19 protein-coding genes are annotated in these 19,580 nt (G+C 40.4%); 9 read left to right on the top strand and 10 right to left on the bottom strand.

The features are described from left to right. Positions 1–5: 5 nt before the first annotated feature. The 4 genes from ACUXV0_RS06280 to uvrA all read right to left on the bottom strand — a co-directional run bounded on the left by ACUXV0_RS06280 (position 6) and on the right by uvrA (position 4,786). Complete coding sequence (locus tag ACUXV0_RS06280) at positions 6–827, bottom strand: amidohydrolase family protein (protein WP_446192219.1); 822 nt, start codon at positions 825–827, stop codon at positions 6–8. Further along, on the bottom strand, positions 824–1,393 hold the full coding sequence (locus ACUXV0_RS06275) for a hypothetical protein (RefSeq protein ID WP_446192218.1): 570 nt from the start codon (positions 1,391–1,393) through the stop codon (positions 824–826). Before ACUXV0_RS06275 ends, ACUXV0_RS06280 begins: the two co-directional genes overlap by 4 nt. Positions 1,394–1,462: 69 nt before the next feature. After that, on the bottom strand, positions 1,463–1,906 hold the full coding sequence (locus ACUXV0_RS06270; RefSeq protein ID WP_446192217.1) for a DUF6265 family protein: 444 nt from the start codon (positions 1,904–1,906) through the stop codon (positions 1,463–1,465). A 57-nt stretch (positions 1,907–1,963) separates the two neighbouring features. Continuing rightward, positions 1,964–4,786, bottom strand: a complete 2,823-nt coding sequence (gene uvrA / locus ACUXV0_RS06265) for an excinuclease ABC subunit UvrA (protein ID WP_446192216.1) — start codon at positions 4,784–4,786, stop codon at positions 1,964–1,966. A gap of 125 nt (positions 4,787–4,911) precedes the next feature. On the opposite strand from uvrA, the gene ACUXV0_RS06260 reads away from it, so the two are divergent. The 3 genes from ACUXV0_RS06260 to ACUXV0_RS06250 are packed head-to-tail and all read left to right on the top strand — an operon-like array spanning position 4,912 to position 7,123. Further along, positions 4,912–5,574 (top strand): HAD family hydrolase, encoded by a 663-nt coding sequence (locus tag ACUXV0_RS06260; RefSeq protein WP_446192215.1) that lies wholly within the window; start codon positions 4,912–4,914, stop codon positions 5,572–5,574. Then, positions 5,567–5,956, top strand: a complete 390-nt coding sequence (locus ACUXV0_RS06255; protein ID WP_446192214.1) for a VOC family protein — start codon at positions 5,567–5,569, stop codon at positions 5,954–5,956. Before ACUXV0_RS06260 ends, ACUXV0_RS06255 begins: the two co-directional genes overlap by 8 nt. Positions 5,957–5,965: 9 nt before the next feature. Continuing rightward, positions 5,966–7,123, top strand: a complete 1,158-nt coding sequence (locus ACUXV0_RS06250; RefSeq protein WP_446192213.1) for an MFS transporter — start codon at positions 5,966–5,968, stop codon at positions 7,121–7,123. Here the strand turns inward: ACUXV0_RS06250 and ACUXV0_RS06245 are convergent. Further along, a complete protein-coding gene (locus ACUXV0_RS06245) occupies positions 7,115–8,023 on the bottom strand; it encodes a patatin-like phospholipase family protein (RefSeq protein ID WP_446192212.1) in 909 nt (302 codons plus the stop codon). The two genes, ACUXV0_RS06250 and ACUXV0_RS06245, sit on opposite strands and share 9 nt — an antisense overlap. 153 nt (positions 8,024–8,176) lie before the next feature. Here ACUXV0_RS06245 and ACUXV0_RS06240 point away from each other — a divergent pair, with 153 nt between their 5' ends. Together ACUXV0_RS06240 and pafA are read left to right on the top strand one after the other, a co-directional pair. Next, positions 8,177–9,151: a polyprenyl synthetase family protein gene (locus ACUXV0_RS06240; RefSeq protein ID WP_446192211.1), complete on the top strand. Its 975-nt coding sequence runs from the start codon at positions 8,177–8,179 to the stop codon at positions 9,149–9,151. Positions 9,152–9,260: 109 nt separating this feature from the next. Further along, positions 9,261–10,877, top strand: coding sequence for an alkaline phosphatase PafA (pafA, locus tag ACUXV0_RS06235; protein ID WP_446192210.1), 1,617 nt, complete (start codon positions 9,261–9,263; stop codon positions 10,875–10,877). A 2-nt stretch (positions 10,878–10,879) separates the two neighbouring features. Here pafA and ACUXV0_RS06230 read toward each other — a convergent pair whose 3' ends face one another. Both ACUXV0_RS06230 and ACUXV0_RS06225 read right to left on the bottom strand, forming a co-directional pair. Then, positions 10,880–11,485 carry a hypothetical protein gene (locus tag ACUXV0_RS06230; RefSeq protein ID WP_446192209.1) on the bottom strand — a complete coding sequence of 202 codons (606 nt, stop codon included), beginning with the start codon at positions 11,483–11,485 and terminating at the stop codon, positions 10,880–10,882. Further along, positions 11,485–12,402, bottom strand: a complete 918-nt coding sequence (locus tag ACUXV0_RS06225; protein WP_446192208.1) for an ROK family protein — start codon at positions 12,400–12,402, stop codon at positions 11,485–11,487. Before ACUXV0_RS06225 ends, ACUXV0_RS06230 begins: the two co-directional genes overlap by 1 nt. 134 nt (positions 12,403–12,536) lie before the next feature. Here ACUXV0_RS06225 and coaD point away from each other — a divergent pair, with 134 nt between their 5' ends. Then, complete coding sequence (gene coaD / locus ACUXV0_RS06220; protein WP_446192207.1) at positions 12,537–13,007, top strand: pantetheine-phosphate adenylyltransferase; 471 nt, start codon at positions 12,537–12,539, stop codon at positions 13,005–13,007. On the opposite strand, the gene ACUXV0_RS06215 is transcribed toward coaD, so the two are convergent. Continuing rightward, complete coding sequence (locus tag ACUXV0_RS06215; protein ID WP_446192206.1) at positions 13,008–13,703, bottom strand: NUDIX hydrolase; 696 nt, start codon at positions 13,701–13,703, stop codon at positions 13,008–13,010. 161 nt (positions 13,704–13,864) lie between these two features. On the opposite strand from ACUXV0_RS06215, the gene ACUXV0_RS06210 reads away from it, so the two are divergent. Genes ACUXV0_RS06210 through ACUXV0_RS06200 form a run of 3 tightly spaced genes read left to right on the top strand, consistent with a single transcriptional unit; the run spans position 13,865 to position 16,637 of the window. Then, on the top strand, positions 13,865–15,169 hold the full coding sequence (locus ACUXV0_RS06210) for a hemolysin family protein (protein WP_446192205.1): 1,305 nt from the start codon (positions 13,865–13,867) through the stop codon (positions 15,167–15,169). A 27-nt stretch (positions 15,170–15,196) separates the two neighbouring features. After that, positions 15,197–15,826 carry an orotate phosphoribosyltransferase gene (pyrE, locus tag ACUXV0_RS06205; protein WP_446192204.1) on the top strand — a complete coding sequence of 210 codons (630 nt, stop codon included), beginning with the start codon at positions 15,197–15,199 and terminating at the stop codon, positions 15,824–15,826. A gap of 7 nt (positions 15,827–15,833) precedes the next feature. Next, positions 15,834–16,637 (top strand): DUF2306 domain-containing protein, encoded by an 804-nt coding sequence (locus ACUXV0_RS06200; RefSeq protein WP_446192203.1) that lies wholly within the window; start codon positions 15,834–15,836, stop codon positions 16,635–16,637. Here ACUXV0_RS06200 and ACUXV0_RS06195 read toward each other — a convergent pair. Together ACUXV0_RS06195 and ACUXV0_RS06190 are read right to left on the bottom strand one after the other, a co-directional pair. Further along, positions 16,630–17,658: an Ldh family oxidoreductase gene (locus ACUXV0_RS06195; protein WP_446192202.1), complete on the bottom strand. Its 1,029-nt coding sequence runs from the start codon at positions 17,656–17,658 to the stop codon at positions 16,630–16,632. The genes ACUXV0_RS06200 and ACUXV0_RS06195 overlap by 8 nt on opposite strands. An 83-nt stretch (positions 17,659–17,741) precedes the next feature. Continuing rightward, the gene (locus ACUXV0_RS06190; protein ID WP_446192201.1) at positions 17,742–19,415 is read right to left on the bottom strand and encodes a DEAD/DEAH box helicase; all 1,674 of its coding nucleotides are present in this window, start codon (positions 19,413–19,415) and stop codon (positions 17,742–17,744) included. Positions 19,416–19,580 lie beyond the last annotated feature (165 nt).

The raw sequence follows: 19,580 nt of genomic DNA, 5'->3' as shown, positions 1-19,580 counted from the left end.
TTTGTTTACAGGCCATAGAAGTTTACGGCATTTTGATGAAATATCATGTGTTGCTCATGATGGCTTAGTTTTGAGAAGTACTCTTGTACTATCTGAAGCTGTTGCTCATAGGAAGCCGCTACCAGGCAGACAGGCCAGTCAGAGCCATAAACGAGTTTCTCCGGACCAAAACTCTCTAAGAGGTGATCCAAGTATTCGGTGAAGTCTTCAGGCTTCCAGCCCGTATAATCAGCCTCAGTAACCATACCGCTTACTTTTACAGATACATTTGACTGTTGGGCAATAGTCTTCATGTAGAATTTCCAGCTGTCTATTGATTGGTTTTTAATATCCGGTTTAGCGATATGATCGATAATAAGCTTGTTCTCAGGAAGAGCTTTGATAAAGGTCAAAGCCGCTTTAAGTTGACGTTCAAAAATCAGAATATCATAGGTGTAGCCTAGCTTCTCCAATTGTTGTACCCCTTTTGTGAATAGAGGGTCAAGAAGGAAATCGTCTGATTCTCCTTGAACGATGTGTCTAAAGCCTTTTAAAAGAGGTTTTGACTGATAATAGGCTAATCTCTCACTGAGATTCTCAGACTTGAAATCTACCCAACCTACTGTACCTTTTATGAAATCATGATTAACGGCATAATCATGAAAAACTTCATTCTCCTCTTCGTTTTGATTGACCTGAATAAGCACAGATCCGTCAACCTTATGTTTTTGATAAACTTGAGCCAAATCATTAGGCAGGAAGTCACGTTGTATAGCTGACATGGAACCGTCAATCCACGAGAATTCTTCTTTTGAGTATGTCCAAAAATGCTGATGGGCGTCTATCATTTATCAGGTGTTGTTAAAATTATTTTCAAAACAGTATTTTCAAATTGACTAAGGTTGAAGTTCTTTTCAAATCTGCTCCATAATGGTGTTTCTCGTTCTACATTAGGGAATAGTGAATCGGGAGTTAACTCATTTACAGCAGTCTCTGAGAGCTTCAGTCCTGTCAATTCCTCAATGGCAAGATCTAAATTATGAGCGTCAGAAGTCAAATTGAGCATATGCAATGATTGATAGAATGTTACCAACCATTCGTTTCTATGCCATATAAATCGAAAAAGACTTCCTTTCTTTTGGGACTTCCGCAGCTCAATAGCCAAGAAAACCAAAACCTTGGATTTGGAGTCCATTTGTCCCCTTACATATTTTCTGTAAATGTATTTGAGTTGTTCTCCAGGAGGTTTATCAGTATATAATTCCTCTAAATTTACATAGAAAGTATCTTCAGAAAAGTCTTCTAGCTTTTTGTAAGGAATAGGTTTTGGAGCCTTCTTTTTTCTGGCGGCATAGATCAGTCTCAAGCCGAGAGCCATCATTAGAATAAGCTTAAAGAACAATGGAGTTTTCACCTACTGAAAATGAGTCTTATTCAAATGTAGCAATATTCGAATAGATCTTCTGTTGTTTTAGAAGTACCCTCATATTCGGATAAAGTCAAATTCAATTTTCATTGAATCTGCCGAGACTTCTGCTTTGAAACCTTCAGCAGATTTAACATAGGCTATCTTTTTTGGGAAGTCGTGTTTGGGGTTTATGGCGGTAAATGAGGTTGAATCCATTTGGGTTAAAGTGAATATTGTGGGAGTTTTGTTCACTCCACTTACTTTTAAAATCCACAATGAATCCGAAGGTTCTATCGACATGATTTCTTTGAATACGGTATCACCACCTGCCAAAGTAAACCCTAATCCTTTATAGCCGAGAGTATCTTTTTGCCAATTTTCAAAAGTCTCTCTGCCCTCTTGATCATTCGTTCTAACCCATTCTCCCTGAAGCCAATCAAGTCGACTTTCAAACTCTGCTTCTTTTTGAGGAGTACAAGCAGAAACAATAAGTATCAGAAGAATTAGAGCCTTATGCATAGTCAATAGAGCTTAGATTTGAATAGTTCTTAATGTTCTTAATTCTTACTAATTGATTTATAACTTTTCTTTTAAGAATGACGCTGTGTAGTTGTTTTCCAATTTTGACATGTCTTCAGGATTACCCTCGAAACAGATGTTTCCACCTTCTTCACCACCTTCGGGTCCCAAGTCAATAATCCAATCGGCCGACTTGATGACTTCCATATTATGTTCAATAATAAGAACAGAATCGCCTTGCTCTATCAAATCATTCAGAGCTTTCAATAATTTTTGAATATCATGAAAGTGGAGCCCAGTTGTTGGTTCGTCAAAAATAAATAAGGTCTTACCCTTATCAGAGTTACCTTTACCAAGGAAGAATGCCAGCTTTACACGTTGAGCTTCTCCACCAGACAAGGTATTTGAGGATTGTCCCAATCTGATATAACCTAGCCCTACTTCCTGTAAAGGCAATAGCTTCTCATAAAGCTTTTGTTGTTTGTCTTTAAAGAAATCCAAGGCCTCATCAATGGTCATATCCAGAATATCAGAGATGTCCTTTTCGTGGTATTTGACCTCCAGCACTTCTTGCTTAAAGCGTTTGCCTTTACAGCTTTCACAAGTTAGCTTAACATCCGCCATAAACTGCATTTCTATGGTCTGCTCACCCTCGCCTGCACATGCCTCACAGCGTCCACCATCTACATTAAATGAGAAGAACGCTGGTTTGTAGTCCCTTTGTTTTGCCAGAGGCTGATCAGCCATAAGGGCTCTTATGGCATCGTAGGCCTTGATATACGTTACCGGGTTGGACCTACTGCTTTTGCCAATCGGGTTTTGATCCACCATTTCTACCCGGTCTATTCTACTCAAGCTTCCCGTTAATTCCTTGTATTTACCAGAATCCTGGGAGTATTCACCTTTGAGTTTGGCAAGAGCAGGATAAAGGATTTTACGAACTAATGTCGATTTACCAGAGCCACTAACACCCGTCACAACGGTAAGTACGCCTAATGGGAACTTGACATCTACGTTTTGAAGATTGTTTTCATTGGCTCCCGTGAGTTTAATGAAGTCGATTGGCTTTCTTCTTTGTGAAGGCACTTCAATTTTATCATCTCCATTCAGAAAACGAACGGTATGTGAAGTCTGACCATTTTTGGCATTCAAAATATCCTCTTTATTCCCCTGGAAAATGAGTTCACCACCAAGATTGCCCGCATTGGGTCCAATGTCTATGATCTCATCTGCAGCTTCCATCACTTCCTCTTCATGTTCTACTACGATAACTGAATTTCCAATATCTCGAAGTGACTCGAGAACCGAAACCAGTTTCTGCGTATCACGAGGATGAAGGCCAATGCTTGGCTCATCCAAAATATACATACTACCTACCAAGGCTGAGCCTAAGGAAGTGGCAAGCTTTATACGCTGAAACTCACCACCGGAAAGTGTAGAAGTTAGTCTGTTTAAGGTTAAATACCCTAAACCTACTCTATCCAGGTATTCCAGTCTGTTTTTAACTTCTAACAGAATACGTTTACTGATTTTTTCTTGTTGTGCTTCCAGGGTTAATTCTTCAAAAAATACCCGAGCTTTTTTGACCGGCATTAAAACCAGATCTGTGATTGAATAACCATTGATCTTAACATAGGAGGCATCTTTTCTTAACCTGGTGCCTCTGCATTCGGGACATACAGTTCTACCCCTGTATCGGCTAAGCATAACTCTGTACTGAACCTTGTAGGTCTGTTTCTCCAGATCTTTAAAAAACGCATCAAGACCAGCAAAATATTCATTTCCCTCCCAAACGAGACGTTTCTGCTCTTCTGTTAAATCTTTATACGATCTGTGAATAGGGAAGTCGAAACGGATTCCATTTTTTATCAAAGGAGCCAGCCATTCACTCATTCTTTCTGACCTCCAGGGTGCTATGGCACCTTCAAAAATCGATAACTCTTTATCAGGAATAACCAGATCTTCATCTATACCAAGCACTTTTCCAAAACCATCGCAGCGTTTACAAGCACCATAGGGGTTATTGAAGGTAAAAAGATTAACAGATGGTTCTTCAAACAAGATTCCATTGGCTTCAAAACGGTCTGAGAAGGCTTTTTTCTCAATTCCAAGAATCTCAATGTGGCAGTCTCCCTGACCTTCAAAGAAGGCAGTTTGGATAGAATCTGAGATACGGTAGAGCGTGTCTTCATCGGCCTCTCCTTTATCATCAAATCGGACGACAGCTCTATCAATCAGAATCTCAATTGTATCTGTGTCTTTGAAATCCTTTTGTTCCAGCGTTTCTTCTATTTGAGCTATTTCACCATTTCTGGCTATTCTGTTGAAGCCCTTTTTGAGTAAAAGATCAAGTTCTTTTTCCAAGGTTCTGTCCGCAGAGATCTTCAAAGGACAGAGTATCATTACCTTTTGACCCTCTTCATGTGAGAAGATATAATCAGAGACATCAGTAACGGTGTCTTTTTTGACCTCATCGCCACTTTTAGGTGAGTAAGTTTTGCCTGCTCGGGCAAAGAGCAACTTCAGGTAATCGTAGATTTCAGTGGTGGTGCCGACAGTAGAGCGTGGGTTTTTGGTACTTACTCTCTGCTCAATCGCTATTGCCGGTGACACACCTTTGATATAATCAACCTCAGGCTTCTCCATTCTACCCAAAAACTGACGGGCATAGGAGCTTAAGCTTTCTACGTACATGCGTTGACCTTCAGCGTAAAGTGTATCAAAAGCTAGTGAAGACTTTCCACTCCCTGATAAACCTGTGATGACGGTCAATTTATTTCGCTGAATGGCTACATCAATATTTTTGAGGTTATTGACACGAGCTCCTTTGATAATGATATACTTTTTGGGATCTAGAAGGCTGATATCGTCTTTTGGCATCCTTTCTTTCTTGCGAATGAGTTAATCCGCAAATATACAAACTGATAGACCCGGATGAGGTCATTTGCTAAAAAACTCCTCAATATCTCAGAAGATAGTTTTGAGATAAATGTACCTTTGCCGTCATGAGTAAAAAAGCGGTCATTTTTGATATGGACGGAGTGATTTGTCATACAAATCCCTACCATTCAAAAGCATTTAGAGTATTTTTTGAAAAAAGAGGACTTCACCCTACTGATGAAGAGTTTGCCGAACATATGTTTGGTAAAAGTAATAGCTATATCCTCAAGCACTTTTTGGGAAGACCTGTAGTAGGAGAGGAGTTTACGCAAATGGAGGAGGAGAAAGAAGGCTTGTTTCGTGAAATTTATGCTGATGTTGTGGATCCAATAGCCGGTTTCCCGGATTGGTTGACCTTACTCAAAAAGAACGACTTTAAGACTGGAGTAGCAACATCTGCACCTCGTGCTAACCTTGATTTAATCATGGGTAAACTTGGTTTTGAGAAGGATATGGAAAGTATTCTGGCTTCAGAAGATGTAACCAAACATAAGCCTGAACCTGAGGTTTATCTCAAATCTGCTCACAATCTTGGCGTTCAGCCAGAAGACTGTGTGGTTTTTGAAGACAGCTTCAGCGGTGTATCAGCTGCCATAAATGCCGGAATGAAAGTAGTAGGCGTGATGAGCAGCCATACCAAGGAGGAATTACCACCTTGTGATCATTATATCAGCACTTATGCTGATGTTTCTCTGAATCATATCAAGGAAATACTTGCTCATGCCTAAAATAGAACATCTAGCCTTGTATTGCTCAGATCTGGAAGCCATGAGAGCTTTCTATCAGCAATATTTTTCTGCTACCGCGAATGAGAAATACATTAATGAGAAGAAAGGCTTTGAGTCCTATTTCCTAAGTTTTGACGATGGTTCCAGACTTGAGATTATGACCAAAACAGGAATTGATGTACTTTCTGTACCGGGTTTTGAAAGGTTAGGATATACTCATTTTGCGATGTCCGTCGGCTCCAAAGAAGAAGTGGATAGAATCACCAATCAACTACGTTCTGATGGTTATACAGTGGCTGGTGAATGTAGAACTACGGGTGATGGCTATTACGAAAGTGTAGTGCTTGATCCGGAAGGAAATAGAATAGAAATAACGGTTTAGATAGACGTATTGAAACACCTTACTCAAGATTTTCTTAGGAATAAACAAAGTCGGGCCATTGGTGCGGCTTTTTTCTCTATCGGTTTTTTATTTGGCACTTGGGCCACGTTTATACCTTACGTAAAAGAGAGATTTGGACTGAATGATGCAGATCTGGGTCTCATTCTACTAAGCATGCCCATTGGTACAGTTACGGCTAATCTTGTGGGTTCTTGGTTGGTTTCTAAAGTAGGAATGAAAACCACCACTATTGGAGGGGTTTTGGCCATGGCTTTGGCTTTTCTGATACCGATTAATGCCCCGGTCATATGGCTATTGCCACCAGGTCTGTACCTCTGCGGTGCTACTATCTCTATTACGAATATTGCTCAGAATATGGGTGTGACCAGTATTGAAGAAGATCAAAAAATAAATATCATGAGTACCTGTCATGGTATGTTTAGCGTGGGGCTGATGTTAAGTTCACTCTTGGCAAGCCTGGCCCGAGGTATGGGTGCAGTTCCTGGTTATTATATGATTGGAGTATCAACCTTGGTCTTTATTCTTGGTATTTACATCAGACCTACGGTATTCAGTATCAAAGATGATGAAGGTCAAAAGGGAGTTAAAAGTCGCTTTTTTCTACCAAAAGGCTCTTTTTTGATCATGATCCTCATCGGTGTTTTTGGCAATATTGCTGAAGGAACCATGGCAGACTGGACTTCAGTTTACATGCGGGATATCGTAAAGAGTAGTCCATATTTTGTAGGATGGGGTCTGGCAGGGTATTCACTTATGATGAGTTTGGGTAGGCTGTTCGGAGATGGCCTAATTCCTAAAATAGGAGCCAATAAGGTTCTGGTTTATGGCGGGCTGCTTTCAGCAATTGGTCTGGGTATCGCTATTTTATTCCCTTATGTAGCTACCAGTATTTTGGGTTTTGCCATGGTAGGTGCAGGTGTATCCTGTGCAGCTCCAATTCTTTACGCAAGTGCCTCCAGAGTACCTGGAGTCTCCAAAAGCAATGGATTAGCGATTATGAACACCTTTGCCATGGGTGGATTTATGGCCGGACCCGTTTTGATCGGTTTTATTTCTGAAGCAAGTAGCCTTACTGTCGCTTTTGGTCTTGTACTTCTTCTGGCCCTTTCGTGGGCATTCTTATCAAAGAACGTTCGCCTATTTTAATTGAGTGTAGGCGTATTGATAACCTTCTTTGATCACTTGTCTGATATCGTCAGTCGTGAAGCTGGTCAGGTTAATATTGATGGGCTCTAATGGCCTGATGACTTTTAACGTCACCTTTTTATTCAACGAGAATCCGGCAATGCTCATTAGATTCTCGTTATAATTCTCTGCCCAGCTAATGTCATTATTCTCAAACTGGTTCACAGAGATATCTTTGATGCGTTCTATAAGGGCAAAGAATGATCTGTAATTGATGGGTTCCAATTCACGGTGCTCGGGGTGACAAGCAATGGCATAAATTTCTGTAGCCCCATCTTCAATGGCTTTTTTCAGAGGAACTACCTCTCTCAATCCACCATCCAGAAAAGCCTGACGGTGATCGCCACCTATTTGTATTGCCGGCATGATAATCGGCAATGAACTACTAGCCCTCAGGTAATCTAAAAAGTGCTGCTCCATAGGGTCAGCATAGTGCATTTGACCCGTATTTACATTGACAGCACCCACTTTAAGATGAACAGGGCTTCTGCGGATATTGGTCAGGTTGATGTGTTCCCTTAATTTTTCATGAAGAGGGTTGGTGTCCAAAAGTCCATCAAAACGATTGAGAATAGTGTCAATACCCAACATCCATTTTGATTTCAAAATACCGATATCATTTGGGCGGGTAATGTTTTCAATCCAAAAGGAGATCAATTTCTTATTGACCAGCTCCCAGTCGATCGATTTATTTTTAATAAACTGTTTGCCTGCTTCATTTACCATATAAGAGCTATTCAGAGCCCCGGCAGAAATACCGTAGATCATTTCGGGTTTGAAGCCGGTTTCTAAAACTGCCTGTACGGCTCCGGCCTGCCATGCTCCCTTCAGCGATCCACCGCCTAGTACTAATGCTCTCATTTCTTAGTGGTAATTAATTGGCTTTTAAATAGATTAATTTGGACTATTGAAATATCGAAATTTATATTGATTTCGTCGAATGCAAATTTAATTTTTTGCGTTGTAAAATTGCAATCTAACGCCGTAGCCTTTTGTTCCTCCACGGAACTTCGAATGTCAATTAATATAAAGGACATACAGAAACCCATCGCTCATGAGATGAAGGAATTTGAACAGAAATTCCGGAACTCGATGAAGACAGATGTGATGTTACTTGATCAGATCATGCGATATATTATACATCGCAAGGGAAAGCAGATCAGGCCAATGTTCGTTTTTTTATCAGCAGGTATCAATGGTGGAATTTCAGAATCAACTTACAGGGCCGCTTCTTTAATAGAATTGGTGCATACGGCTTCATTAGTACATGATGATGTGGTGGATGATTCAGATTATCGCAGAGGTTTTTTCTCCATCAAAGCTCTTTGGAAGAATAAAATAGCTGTCTTAGTAGGTGATTTTCTATTGTCTAAAGGCCTGGATCTCAGTGTAAAACACAAGGAGTATCAGCTGCTTGGGATTATCAATCAGTCCGTGACTGAAATGAGTGAGGGTGAGCTGCTTCAAATAGAAAAGGCGAGAAAGCTGAATATCTCAGAAGAGGTTTATTACGAGATCATTCGAAAGAAAACGGCCTCGTTGATAGCTTCGTGTTGTGCCGCAGGTGCCAGTTCGTCAGGGGTTTCTGATGAGTTTATTGAGAAATCTAGGCTGCTGGGTGAGAAAATAGGTTTGGCGTTCCAGATTAAAGATGATCTTTTTGACTACGGTGATGAAGAGATTGGTAAGCCAACGGGTATCGATATCAAGGAGAAGAAGATGACCTTACCGTTAATCTATGCTTTGAATAATACCGGAAGAATTACAAGGAACAGAATCATCAATATCGTTAAAAGACATTCAAACAAACCAGCTAAGGTTCAGGAGGTTATTGACTTTGTAAAAGGCAGTGGAGGTATCACCTATACTAAGGAAGTGATGATTTCTTATGTAAATGAGGCCTACACAATTTTGAAAGAGTTTCCTGATTCCCCTTATAAAGAATCTTTAAAGCAGTTGATTCAATATACTATTGAAAGAACTAAATAGATTGAAAAGATTGTATTTTCAGAAATAATTGAAAATTATCTTTTTGTTATCAATATCAACTTTTTCCACTCTTCCTTTTATTCCATTACTTTTGCAAAAAATAAGAATTGTGAAAAAACTATACTTCATCATTGCTCTGCTTACGTTTCAATCATGCATTGCTCAGCAAAAAACTACTTCTGTTACTGAACCAAAGAATAAGCTGGTAGTAGGTATTGTGGTAGACCAAATGCGATATGAATACCTCAACCGCTTCAATGAGAAGTTTGGTGAAGGAGGCTTCAAGCGTCTGATGAATGAAGGTTTCAACTGCAAGAATAATCAATATCATTACGCCAATACAGTGACTGGCCCTGGTCATGCTCATGTGTATTCTGGCTCTGTCCCGGCTATTTCGGGTATTGTGGGTAACGAATGGTTTGAAAAAGGAAGTAAATCTTCTATGTATGTGGCCTCTGATACCACGGCCAGTACGGTAGGAGAAGGTTCTGAAAGAGCCGGCATGATGTCGCCAAAAAATCTGAAAGTGACTTCTATAGCAGACCAGCTCAGAATGTCAACTCAGTTTGGTTCAAAAGTAATTGGTGTTGCTATCAAAGACAGGGGAGCTATAATGCCCGCTGGACATACAGGTACAGCATATTGGTATGATTCCTCTACAGGAAATTTTATCACCAGTTCACATTATATGGATGAGTTTCCTGCCTGGGCCAAAAGCTGGAATGATAAAAATGTGGCACAGTCATACACCGAATTGACATGGGAGCCTTATTACGACATTGCAACTTATACAGAGTCAGAGGAAGATGATCAGCCTTATGAAAATAATCTTTCTGGCGAGCCAAAGGCTGTTTTCCCTCATCAGGTTTCGATGCGAACGCTTCCTTATACACCATGGGGAAATACGCTAACTCTTGATTTTGCTCTTGAAGCCTTCAAAAATGAAAATCTGGGTAAAGGCAAATACACTGATCTGCTAGCTATTAGTTTTTCTTCACCTGATTACGCTGGCCATTCTTTTGGACCACAGTCAAAGGAAATCGAAGATATTTACATTAGACTTGATCTGGAAATTGAAAGATTACTCAATACTCTTGATACAGATTTAGGTGAAGGCAACTATACGGTTTTCTTTACGGCAGATCACGCAGTGGCAGATATTCCATCTTTTCTCAAAAAGAACAAGATGCCAGGTGGCCTGTTTATAGGCAGTGAGTTTAAAAATAAAGTAGAGGAGCTCTTAAGTTCAAAGTTTGGCGAAGGTGAGTATGTCAATGCCATTGATAACTATCAGATCTACCTGAACCTGGAAACCTTAGATCAGAAAAATATAGACCTGGAGGATGTGTTTGAGTATCTACAGCCAAGGTTAAGCATGGAAGAAGGGATTTATAATCTCGTAAATCTTGCCGAAGGCGAGCTGAATGCAATTCCTGATTTCTATCAGAAATTGCTTCGCAACCTGTATAATCCTAAAAGAAGTGGCGAACTGATGATCTTAGTAGAGCCGGGTTGGTTTCATGGTTATACCAAGGGCACCACTCACGGAACCATGTGGGCTTATGATACGCACGTGCCGTTACTTTGGTACGGCTTCGGGGTTAATCAGGGCTCCACAGCAAAGCCAACACATATCTCCGATATAGCCGCTACATTGGCTCAGTTGCTTGGTATACAGGAGCCTACGGGTTCAGTGGGTACACCAATAGAAGAGGTTTTGAAATAAGCTTAATCAAAAAGATTTGGGGCTGACTTTCGTATGATTTTTTGATCTGTAATTAATGACTGATGTTTTAAGAGGAAGTCTCTGAAGCTGAGCATTTGTTCAAGCATCTGATCAAAATCAATTTCATCAAAATGGTAAACTTCGCTATGGATTTGCTCAAAATCGCAAATGATATATTCCATGGTGCTAAAGCCGTAGTCTCTCAATGCGTACAGGTAAAGATTCTGAAAGTTGTTATGGTGCATGCCGTCTCTGTATCGACTTGTGGTTTTGAGGTCAATGACCCGAGAGTCGCCTAAAACATCCACGTACCCGTAAAAACGTATATTCTCTTTGGTAAAACCAACGAGTTGTTGGGATTTGAACTGACTTGGCAGAAGGCTTCTTGTTTCCTCTATAAGATCAAAGGAAATATCGGTTGATTTATTCTTAAGAACTGCATTCTCAAAGCCAATTCCTTTGCCAAACTTTTGTAGGATCTCGGGGTCTTTTTCAGGAATTCTATTGATCCGATTCAATAATTTCTCAAATCGGTTTTCATCAGGTTTTCTTAAATATCGACTGTACTCGTTAAGTAGGGTAGGGTAAAAATGAAATTGATAAGCCATCACCTCACCAGTTCTGCTGCACCAAAAACACCTGCACTATCACCTAGTTTAGGTTTGAGAAATACCGTTTCTACTTTCCTGTGATTGAAGATATAATTCTCTAGTTCTTTCACACCTTCAGTGTATACCTCGTCAATATTGCTCACTCCGCCTCCTAAAACTACCACATCAGGGTCCAGAACATTGATGATGTAATGGATGGCTTTGCCAAAGGATTTGAAAAGTCTTTGCATTGTGGCAGTGGCATGAGGGTCTGAATTTGCCCTGTAACGTTCTACTACCTCTTTCAATTTTCGTTTTTCACCGCTGATTTTTTCATAATACTTTTCAAGGCTTTTGCCCGAAAATACGTTTTCATTACAGCCTCTTTTGCCACAATAGCATTCTTCACCATCTTCTTCTAGAACATTATGTCCCCATTCACCACCTATGCCGTGTTTACCGCCAATCACCTTACCATTGACTACCACAGCACCACCTACACCTGTACCCATAATTACCCCAAATACGACCTGAGCATCAGGATATTTCTCAGGTACTATACCCATATTGGCCTCAGCCAAAGCGAAACAATTGGCATCGTTAGCTAATTCTACGGGTACTCCAAGAGCCTCTTTGAGATCTTTTTTCATAGGCTGCCCATTCATGCAAGTGGTATTGCAGTTTTTCATGGTTTGGGTGCCGGGGTCTAGCGTTCCGGGAGTACTAAAACCGATCGCCTCTGGTTTAAAACCTGTTTCATCTTTGAGTTGATTGATGAGTTTTTTGATTTGACCAATAATATGCTGGTAACCTTGATCTGCTTCAGTAGGAATTCTTTTTCTGATCAATATATCTCCGCTATCGGCTCCTAGAACGATACCCTCTATTTTGGTGCCGCCTAAATCTATTCCCCAAAGGTGTTTTTCAATGTTCATAAGGTTCGGTTTTTCGGACGCAAAATGTCAGATTTGACTTAGATAAACAAAAGCGGAAGGGAGAATGGGCAAAAGTATTTTTTTGAAAAGCGTAAAAAGCTAATCATCTTTACCCAAACTATTGAATGAATAAAATGGAACGCATAGCGTTTTTCCCAGGCTCGTTTGACCCCTTTACCAAAGGTCATGCTGATATTGTAGAGAGAGGATTGAAGGTTTTCGATCAGGTGATTATTGGAATAGGTACTAACCCCGCCAAAAAGCGTTATTTCTCCTTAGAACTAATGGAGAAAGTGATCAAAGCCGCATTCAATGATGATCCCAGAATTAAAGTGGTCAATTATAATGACCTGACTGCCAATGTCGCCAAAGATTTTGGGGCTAATTTTCTTTTAAGAGGCCTAAGAAACACCACCGATTTTGAGTATGAAAACACCATTGCTCAGGTGAATCGTCAGATAGTAGAAGGGCTTGAGACTGTATTTTTAATCACCTCGCCATCTTTGGCTCCTATAAGTTCTACAATAGTTCGTGAGCTGCACAGCTATGGCGTAGATGTGAGTGATTATCTGCCATATCCTCTGGAAAAGCTAACCAAAGAGTAGTTAGTCAACTCTAAAGGATAATTTCTGACATATCATTTCATCTATCACCTGTTCTATAGAAGGAAAGCTATTCTTAAGGGCCTCGTGCATCTGACTTCTGTTCATCCAGCGGATATCTTCAATGTCTTCTTCTATTTGAGGCTGCATGTGTTCATCTGATACCAGTTCCATTTTGTACCAGAAGGTTCTTTTAAGTACACGTTCATTTTTATGCGTATACGTATGATAGGAAACGAAATAATCATCCTCTACTTTGACAGTTATACCACATTCTTCTTCTACCTCCCTTTCGGCGGTTTCTATCATGGTTTCACCTTTGTCTGCTTTCCCTTTGGGTAAATCCCACTTTTTTCGTCGGTAGATCATGAGAAGCTGCCCTTCATCATTAAGTATTACACCACCAGCGGCATCTACTATTTTATATTGCTTTGAAAAAGCCGCATAAGCCTCAGGGATAGAGTCTACCACAAAAGTCGCTGACTTGAAATCGAATTTTTTGATCTCCTTAATACTCTTGAAAAAATCAATGAGATAAGTATTGCTGGCTTCAGTTATTAAAACTTTTTTCACCCATTCAGTGATTCCTTTCGCCTTTTTAGGTCTTTGGACGACAGTATGAAAACGAGCAGCATCTCTTTTGTCAAACTTTTTCTGCTCCACAAATTTCAGTGGCCTGTCATTAATGAATATGATCATGAAAATGTTTCGATTTGTTGCAAAATTAGACTTTGAGTAAGATGTACCTGACCTTTTATCAAAAAAATTATTTTTCAGTAGCAAACCGCACAACAATTATATTATTTTGCATTTCAATTAAACAGTGTTCGGTAACCTAGATTTCATAGGTTCAATGCTTAATGGAAATATTTATATTATTCTTCCTGATACTTATTAACGGGGTCTTCTCTATGTCGGAGATTGCCTTGATTTCAGCCAGAAAAACTAAATTGGAGCTAGCCGCCAAAAACGGTGATAATAAAGCACAAACGGCCCTTGATCTGGCTGGTGCTCCCAATAAATTTCTTAGTACGGTTCAGATTGGTATTACGCTCATCTCCATTTTTACGGGTATTTACTCAGGAGACAGATTAGGCGAATACATTAAACCACTTTTTGAGGCCTTTGAGCCACTGGCACCATATGCTGATACCCTTTCAGTAGCCTTAATTACCATCATCGTTACTTTTTTATCGTTGATTTTCGGGGAATTACTTCCCAAAAGGATAGGAATGGCGGTACCGGAAGGTATCTCAAAGTTCATGGCGGGTCCTATGTCTTTATTGTCAAAGCTGACCTCGCCCTTGATTTGGGTCTTGAGCCAAACCAGTAAATTTCTTTTTAGCTTGACAGGTATCAAAGAATCTGATAACTCTATCACAGAGGAAGAGATCAAGTCACTGGCCAAAGAAGGTGCTACTGGCGGTACGATTGAAGAAATTGAGCACGAGATCGTGCAAAACGTTTTCCATCTAGGTGATAGAAAAATTACCTCCTTAATGACCAACATTAATGAAGTAACTTATCTCGATCTGGATGATACCTACAGCGATAACCGTAAAAAGGTGATGGATTCTCGTCATTCGGTGTATCCGGTTTGTAAGGATGGTATCAATAATATGATGGGGTTGTTGTATGTCAAAGACATCCTAGGAAAATCGTTGACTACAGAGCTCAAGAACTTAGAATCTAACCTTAGAGAGAGTCTGTTTATTCCTGAGAATAATCTGGGCTACCAGGTTTTAGAGAAGTTTCAGGAAGAGAGAAAGCACTTTGGTGTTATTGTAGACGAGTATGGCAATGTGCAGGGAATTGTGACCATGAATGACATCTTGGATGCACTGGTTGGGGATATCTCTGAGACGAATGAATTTGAGTTTGAAATTATCAGACGAGAAGACGGTACCTATTTAATTGATGCCTCTCTGCCATTTGATGAATTCTTGCAGGAGTTTGAAATAGAACTAAGCAATAGAAAAGACTATTCAGGCTTTGACACTATGGGTGGCTTTGCCCTTGAAATCCTCCAGGAAATTCCTGACACGGGAGATACGTTTGACTGGGAGGAGTTTCGTTTTGAGATCGTGGACATGGATAAAAACCGAATTGACAAGATTTTGGTAAGCCGTGTGGATGGAGAAGAAATAGAAATAGAAGAAGAATAGACTTCTTATACTTTTACCTTATCAGGAATGACTACAGCTCGTAAAATAGCAACTATACTTTTAGAAACAGAAGCAGTTAAACTCAGCCCTAATGACCCGTTTACCTGGAGTAGTGGCTGGAAATCTCCGATTTACTGTGACAACAGAATAACCCTTTCTGATGTAGAAGGTAGAACTTTTATCAAAAAAGCTCTTGCCAAAGCTATCCGTAAGAACTTCCCTGAAGTTGATTTGGTAGCTGGAGTAGCTACCGCAGGTATAGCTCAGGGAGCCCTAGTAGCAGATTATTTGAAAGTGCCTTTTGCTTATGTGAGACCTAAACCAAAAGAGCATGGAATGGGTAACCAGATTGAGGGGAAGATTGAAAAAGGTCAAAAAGTAGTGGTTCTGGAGGATTTGATTTCTACTGGCGGGAGTTCTTTAAAAGCCGTAGAAGCACTAAGAGCTCAAGGAATAGAAGTGATAGGGATGATAGCTATAATGACTTATGGCTTCAAAATAGCTGATCTAAACTTTGAGGAGGCTAATGTACCACTAGTTACCTTGAGTAATTATAGTTTCTTGATTGATGAAGCTAAAAAGCAAGATTACGTCAAAGAAGATGACATTGCTTCGCTAAAAAAATGGAGACGTTCTCCTGAAAAATGGGGTAAGTAAAAAGCCTATGGAAACTGGAGTAGCCAAACTGTTCTCGTTTTCGCTGAAATTACTAAAGCTAACCGTCTGGGTTAGTTCGGGGCTTTTTGGCTTATATATTCTAGGCTACTATTTCAAATCTTTACTTTTTGGGAATCCTTCTCAATGGAATGACATACTGCCAGGTTTGTATGATCAAACTACTCCACAGGCCACGCAGGGTATAGGTTTGCACTTTGCTGCCGGGGGATTAATTCTCGTATTGGGTAGTATTCAATTTATTCAAAAGCTAAGAGAAAACTGGCCCTTGATTCATCGATGGGTTGGTCGTGTGTATGTTTTTGCGTGTATTCTGGCAGCATTAGGTGGATTGATATTTATACTTCAGAAGGGAACGCTCGGCGGGCTGATTATGGATATTGGTTTTGCTGGTTACGGCATCCTGATGTTTTGGTTTGGGCTAGAAACCTATCGTTACGCCAGAAAAGGAAATTTTGAAAAGCACCGGGCTTGGGCCATTCGATTATATGCTATGGCTATCGCTTCCTGGTTATACAGAATGGACTATGGCTTTTGGCACGCAGCTACTGATCTTGCCGGTCACGGAGATAATTTCAGCGGTCCGTTTGATTACTTTATGGATTTCTTCTTTTACCTGCCCAATCTTATAGTGGCGGAGATGGTGATCAGAAGAAAAAGTTTAGCTCATTCCACGTTTATGAGTATTCTCGCTAGTCTAATTTTTCTGGCAATAACAGGTTTTGTTATTCTGGCTACTCAGGTTTTTTGGGAACATTACTGGGGCGACCCCATTATCAATTTCTTTAGATAGCAATGTCAAATAGCTCTGCAAGATTTCTTAAGCCTTCAAGGGTATCTTTTCTTAGTTGTAAACCTTCTTTTAGCTGAACTTTTTTCATCTCTAATCCCCTCTGACCAGGTATTCTAACAGGATATAAAGGGTCAATGGCCTTGCTCTGCAGACACTTTTCTTTCAAGTTTTCCATTTCTTTTTTGAAATAGTTTTCACCAGCAAAAACAGATGGATTAATGACCTGTACAAAAGTACTGGCTCCCCATCTACCGGGCTCATTAGCTCTTCCATGTCCGCCCAGGGCAGAGGTAAGGGCTTCAATCATGATTCCCAAAGCAAAACCTTTATAACCGCTGTCCATTCCGCCTAAAGGCAAAATTGTGGAAGGTTCGGGTTCAAAGAATGTAGAGGCGTCAGTGGTTTCTTTACCCTTAGATGTCAATAGCCAAGGATGTGGTAAGGGTTCGCCACTTTTGTTTTTTTGATGGATTAGTCCATTGGAAGTAGTAGACATACTCACATCAATAATTATAGGATCGCCTTCGGTTGGAATACCAAGAGCCAGCGGATTAGGACTGTAAACTCCGGTGGTACCGCCAAATGGTGCTACTGTCTTGTTGTCGGGGTCGCTACAGGCTATAATCACCATATGCCCGCTTTTAGAAGCCGCTTCCATATAGGCGGCCAAACAGCCAATATGAGAGCAGCGTTGAATTACCACGGTTCCTGTTCCGTTTTTATCAGAAAGCTTGGTTGCCTTTGCAATCGCCTTTTCAACTAACCATGGTCCGGGAAGATATTTTCCATTCCAAAGTTCACTGGCTTCAGTTTCGCTCAAGACCTCTGGTTCGCCTTCTTTTTCCATACTACCTTTTTGTAGGTGTTCTATGTAAGGCATTACCAAGTGTAATCCATGCGTACGATGCCCCATTAGCTCTCCTTCGAGTAAAATTCGGGAGGTAGAATCGGTTTTCGGCTGGTCAAGACCTGCCATTTTAAAAAGAGTATTAAGAAATTTTTGGGCCTTTGAGATTTTCATGCGGGAAGTTAAGGAGGTGGTATTATACTCACAAAAAAAGCCGGACTACTGCCCGGCTTTTTTTTATATACATTATGAAAGTCTTATTTCGCTACTTCAATTGAAGCTTCTCTGGCGTTGATAGTTTTGCCTTTCATGCCTTTGATTACTTTCTGGACATCTCTTTCTGGTACTTCTACGAAGCTAAATTTGTCATACATATCAATCTGACCAATTACTCGGCCAGGAATACGACTTTCAGCCGCAATAGCACCAACAATATGATTTGGAGAAACGTGATCTTTTCTTCCTAAGCTAATGAATAAACGCACCATTCCAGGCTCGCCTGATCCATGTGCACCATTACCTTTTCTGCTGCCTCGGCGTTCTTTACGTTCTCCTCTTCCTCTACCTTCAAAACGCGAAGATCTACTTGATCTGTCTCCTCTTTTTCCGTCTGCCAGGTCGTCATCCTTACCAGTGGTATCCAGATTGCCTAACTGCATTTTCAATAAAGAAGTGATGATATCATAGGTAGAAACTCCTTCTTCTTTAAGGTCATCTACTATCCCTTCAAGTAAAGCGTTTTTCTCTTCATCAATATTCTCCTTGATCTGCTCTTTGAACTTATTGATTTTGATCTCTTTAAGGTCGGCGGCAGTAGGGATTTTACCTTCTTCTATTTTTACTTTGGTATATCGCTCAAGTTCACGAAGCTTACCGGTATCTCTTCTTGGTACCATCATGAAAGCACGCCCTTTTTTACCTGCACGGCCAGTACGTCCAATTCTGTGAACATAATATTCAAGATCCATGGGTACGTCATAATTGAACACCGCATCTACGTCGTTTACATCTATACCTCTTGCTGCTACATCTGTAGCTACCAGTATGTTACAGTTGCCAGTTCTGAACTTGTTCATCACCTGATTTCGAGCCCCTTGTCTTAAGTCACCATGGATTCCCTCTGCAGCATAACCTCTTTCCTGAAGCTCTACCACCACCTGATCTACCTTAGATTTGGTATTACAGAATACCAACATCAGTTTGAGGTCATGAGCATCAATAAGGCGACACATGGCCTCAGTTTTTGCATCCCTTCTTACATTGAAGTAAAGCTGCTCAATATTGTCATTCGTAACTTCCTTACGAGTGATTTTGATATGCTCAGGGTCATTCTGGAAACGTTTTGTGATGCCAAGAATCTCACGAGACATGGTAGCAGAGAAAAGAATAGTTTGTCTTTCTTTAGGAGCAAAGCTCAGAATCTGCTCTATATCCTCTCTGAAGCCCATATTCAACATTTCATCTGCTTCATCAAGAATCATCATTCTAAGGTTAGAAAGGTCAAGCGTTTTACGCTCGATATGATCCATGATTCTACCAGGGGTACCCACTACAATATGCGAGCCTCTTTTAAGATCTCTGAATTGTCTCTCGTATGATTCCCCACCAAAAATAGAGGTTACGAAAAGGCCTTTTTTGTATTTAGAAAGTTGGTAAATCTGATCTTTTACCTGAAGAGCAAGCTCACGAGTAGGGCACATGATAAGTACCTGCGTTACTCTATCTTCGATTTCTACTTTCTCAATGGCCGGTATCCCAAACGCACCGGTTTTACCAGTACCCGTTTGAGCTTGACCAATCACATCATTATCACTTAGTACAGCCGGAATGGCCTGAGCTTGAATTGGTGAAGCATCTTCCCATCCCATTTCTTCTATGGCCTGAAGCATAAAGTCAGACAAAGGAAGTTCATTAAACTTTACAGTTTGCATAGTTCTTTTTGGCTGCCCAGCTAGCAGCTCACATTTTAAAATAATTGGAGGCGATTGCGACACGCCTTTTCGTGAACATCACGGTTACCCGTTGCCTGCTCTGAAAAGGATATTGGACTCAAAGGACCGACTGTCCTGAAAATTAACGTCGCTGTCAGAGATCCC

It is taken from the genome of Jiulongibacter sp. NS-SX5 (assembly GCF_052828545.1).
Note: the sequence above shows the minus strand (reverse complement) of the source record. Positions and strands in the feature narration are given on the sequence as shown.